Source organism: Micromonospora sp. ABR4_055, from assembly GCF_056160425.1.
On sequence record NZ_JBSWXD010000271.1, the window covers coordinates 1 to 4,301 of the forward strand.

The following is a 4,301-nucleotide window of genomic DNA, read 5'->3' on the forward strand; positions in this document are numbered from 1 at the left end:
GGCCCGCCGCGCCGACCTCGCCGACGCGCTGATCGACCCGGTCCGCGCCCGGTTCGGTGACGGCGAAGCCGCGGTCCTGCTGCCCGCCTGCGGCCCGGAGACCGTCGCCCGGCTGCTGCCGCCGCTGTCGTACACCGTCGGCGGCGGCACCGCGCTGGCCCGCCGGCACCCCACCGTGCTGCTCGACTTCGCGCAGGCGCAGCTCGCCGCCCGGTCCCGCGCCGCCCGCGACACCTGGTGGTCCGAGTGGGGCCGCGTCGTGCTGCACACCGCGCAGCAGCATCCGACGCGGGTGTTCGACCTGCTGGAGCGGTACGCCCCGACGACCAGCCTGCCCGGCGCGACGACCGCGTACGGCGTACTGGCCGGCGCGGATCCGGCGCGGACCCTGCGGCTGCTCACCGCCCCGGCGCGGGCCGGCTGGCTGCGCCGCCAGCAGCTGCCGTCCGGACTGCTGGACCGGCTGCGCGACGCCGACCTGACCGACCTGACGCCGCTCGGGGTACGGCTGCGCGGCACCGACCACGCCTTCGCCCGGCTGCTCGCCGCGCTGGCCCCGGCCCGTCGGGGCGAGCTGTACGACGCGGTGACGGCCGACGTGGACACCGCCGACGTGCTGCTGTCGGAGCAACTGTTGACCGTGCTGCCCCGCCACTGGCAGCACCGGGAGGTCCGCCGGATACTCGACCTGGACCGGGTCCGGGCCAGCGAGGACTGGACGCTGACGTACACCGCGTTCCTGCCCTGGGCCGAGGCGGAGTCGGCGCTGGTCGCGGCGGCCCGGCGCGCGGACGCCACCGCCCGGGGCACCGGCTACGCGCTGCTGCTGGCCGCCGCCGGCCGCAGCGGCGACCCGGCGGCCGTCGCCGCCGTCGTCGAGCAGCTGCGCCGGCTGCGCAACGACCAGGACCCGGTACGGGCCCGCGCGTTCACCGCGTTGTCGCAGGTCGTCGGCCTGCTCACGCCGGCGACGGTGCCGGCGCTGACCGACGTCGTCACCCAGGCGGTGGCCGCCCGGGACGCCTCGTCGGCCAGTCTGACCGCGATCGGCGGGCTGGCCGGGCAGGTGCTGCGCCGGCACGCGGCCGACCCGGCGCTGGTCGGCTGGGCGATGCAGACCTTCGACACGCTGTACGACGGCCGGCAGGTGCCGTTCCTCGGCCGGCTCGACCAGGTGCTGCGCCGGGGCCAGGAGCACGACCTGTTCACCCGGATCGCACCGTGGATCGAGGGCGCGGCGGCCCGGGACCGGTTCGAGCCGCTGTTCGCCGTCGCCTGGTCGCTCGGCCGGCGCGCCTGGCGGCTGCCGCACCTGCAGCGGCTGCTGCGCCGGGCGATCCGCCCCGGCGTGGTGTCGTCGGTGTTCCGCCGGGCGGTGACGCTGTGGCTGGCCGACCCGGCGACCCGGGCCGACCGGGTCGGCGAGGTGCTCGCCGTCGATGTGTCCACGGTGGAGATCCACGAGGTGTGGCAGGCGATCTGCACCCGTCGCACCGACCTGCTCGACGAGGTGTTCACCACGCCGCCCGGTAAGCGGACCGGCAAGTTCCTCTCCGCCGGTGCCCGCTGGGTGCCCGGCCCGGCGCACCGGGTCGCCCGGTGGCTGCCCCGCCACCAGCAGGCGTACGCCGACCTGCTGGCGTCGATCGCCGCCGACCGGAGCATGGCCAAACACCATCGGGTACGGGCGATCAGCTGCGCCGCCCCGGTGCCCGGTGTCGGCTGGGCGGTCGTCGCCCGGTACCTCGACGCGGCGGACGTCACCCTGGCCGAGGCGGCGCTGGCCGCGCTGGCCTGGACCGACCGGCCGGACGAGGCGCTGCCGGTGCTGCTGCGGCACGTCGACGACGACCGGGCCCGGGTCGCCGTCTACGCGGCCGGCCGTACCGCCCGGCTCGTCGCACCGTCGACACTGGTCGCCATGCTGACCGACGTCGCCCTCGGCGCCGGCAAGGTGACCAGCCGCAAGCAGGCGCTGCGGCTGCTCGCCCGGTTCGGCCCACCGGAGGCGTTCGACGTGGTCACCGCGGCGTACCAGCGGGTGGACCAGCATCCCGACGTGCGGGCCGCCGCGGTCGCCGCCGCCCGGCAGCGGCCCGACGTGCCGGCCAGCTGGACGATCCTGGCCGGAGCGGCTGGTGTCGGCCGGCCCGATTCGGCGGCGCCGTCGCGGGCTGAGGTGTCGGCGCTGCTGGACGCACCGCCGTCGACCATCGCCGAGCCGGACCGCCCCCGGTACGCCGCCCTGGTCGTGGCCGCCACCAGCAACCCGGACCCGGAAGCGGCCCGGCTGGCCTGGGCGGCGTTGCCGGCCTGGGCCCGCTGGGCGCCCGAGCTGACCGGGTTGACCGTCGCCGCCCTGACCGACCTGGACGACCCGCACCGGTGGGCGTCGGCGATGCGGGTGGTGATCCGGCTGCTCGACGAATCGGCGGCGGCAGTGGCAGTGGCGGCTGACGGGTCGCCGCCGGCGGTCGACCGGTCGCCGCTGGTGGTCGCGGTGGCCGCGCTGGCCCGGCTGGACCGGGCCGACGACCGGCCGGGTGACCCGGCGTGGGACCGGCCGGCCCACCGCCGCCTCGACCGGGTCGTCGACGCGGCGGTGCGCTGGTGCCGCGACGCCGACCCGGAAACCGACCGGACGGCGGTGCGGGCCGCCGCGCGTACCCTCGCCGGTTTTGCTGATTTGACCCCGCAGGCGGCTCGGCTGCTCACCCACCTGGTGCCGCTGGCCGCACCGACCGCGACCCCGGTCGCGGCCGAGTTGACCGCGCTCGCCGACCTGGTCGCCGACCGTCCGGTGCTGGCTGGCCGGCTCGCCGAGACGCTGACCGACCAGGTCCGCCGCGCCGAGGGCAGCTGGGAGCCGGCGGTGCTGGTCGCCGTCGTCGGGGCGCTCGCTGAGCGGGGCGACCTGGCCGGCGGGCTGTTCGCGGTGGCGCTGGTCCGCGCCGGTGACCGGTACGGCTGGTCGCCGCCGTGGCGGTCGCCGCTGCACCGGCTGCGCCGCCACCCGGTGCCCGACGTCCGGTCGGCGGCCCTCGACATCGCGATGGCGTCCGGCTGAGCCCGACCGGGCGTTGACCTTGCGCGACCACCTCATCATGATCAGCGAACCGGCAGGTCGGTGTCGGTGTGATCGGAGAGGCGGTAGGCGCGCGTGCGACGAACGGGACGATCACGGCCGTACGGAGGTCTCGGGTCGGGCCGGTGGGTCCGGGCAGTGGTCGGGCTCGTCACGGCCGTCGTCACGGTGACCGCCGTCGCCGGCTGCGGCGACGACGAACGGATGGCCGCCTTCGAGGAGGCGATCATGCCGATCGTCGTCGAGATCGCCAAGGAGTCGGTGGCGGCGCTGCCGGCGCCGTACCGGGTCGTCGCCGAAGTCGGCATCTACGCCACCGAGGAGGCGGCCCGCGAGCAGGCGGCCGACCAGGACGCCACCTATCTGATGATCAACCAGACGATCGACGGTACGCAGCGGGTGAGTGTCTTCCGGATCGACACCACCCGCAAGCTGCGGATCGACATGGACGGGCGGTTCGTCACCGAGATCGAACAGAACCGGATCACCATCACCGCCGACCCGACCGTCGACTCCACGCTCGTGATCACCGACGCGCTGGACAGCGAACCGGTGTACGCCGGTGACCGGCTCGTCTTCGACGGTGACGACCTGCACTACGACCTGGACACCGGGCGGTTCGGCGACCCGGAGCAGGATCCGGAGTTCGCCGCGGCGGTGGATCTGGTGGAGCCCCGGTCCGCCGGCACCTGGAGCTCGCTGACCGGCGGCCAGGCCGCCCTGCGTAACGGCGCACAGGCCGCAGACTGGGACGAAGGTACGCCCACCCTCGGCGGCTGCTCGTCACTGCCCGACTCGGCCTGGAACGACGAGGAGGTCGTCCAGGGCATGTTCAGCGGCAACCGGTGGCGGCGGCTGTTCCCGGTCTACTGCATCCGGACCAGCGACGGGCGGTACGGCACGCTCACCCAGCGCACGTCGGTCGACGGCGAGCAGGGCCCGCTGCAACTGGAGTACGTGCTGTGGAAGAGGCCGGGCGACTGACCAGGGTCGGCGGCGTCCCGTTTGCGCGGTTAGGCCTGTCTGCGCGGTTCGGTGCGGCGCGGCGGGCGGGTGGCTGAGGTGCTGGGCGCGGGGGAACATCGGCCGGCCGGGCGGCGTTGGATCCTGGCGTTGGACCGAGTAGGCGAGTGGCCGGGCTGATCTGCCGGGCCTGATCCGCCTGGTCCGCCTGGTCTGTCGCCCGGTGCGGGTGCGGCCGGGTCTGCGGCCCCGC

General features: G+C 75.8%; 2 protein-coding genes. Both read left to right on the plus strand.

Going from position 1 to position 4,301, the window contains the following annotated elements:
* Positions 1-3,067: hypothetical protein (locus ACXAHD_RS31545; protein WP_475055076.1), on the plus strand; the 3,067-nt coding region annotated here is incomplete at its 5' end.
* A gap of 156 nt (positions 3,068-3,223) precedes the next feature.
* Complete coding sequence (locus ACXAHD_RS31550; protein WP_475055077.1) at positions 3,224-4,069, plus strand: hypothetical protein; 846 nt, start codon at positions 3,224-3,226, stop codon at positions 4,067-4,069.
* Positions 4,070-4,301: the final 232 nt, after the last annotated feature.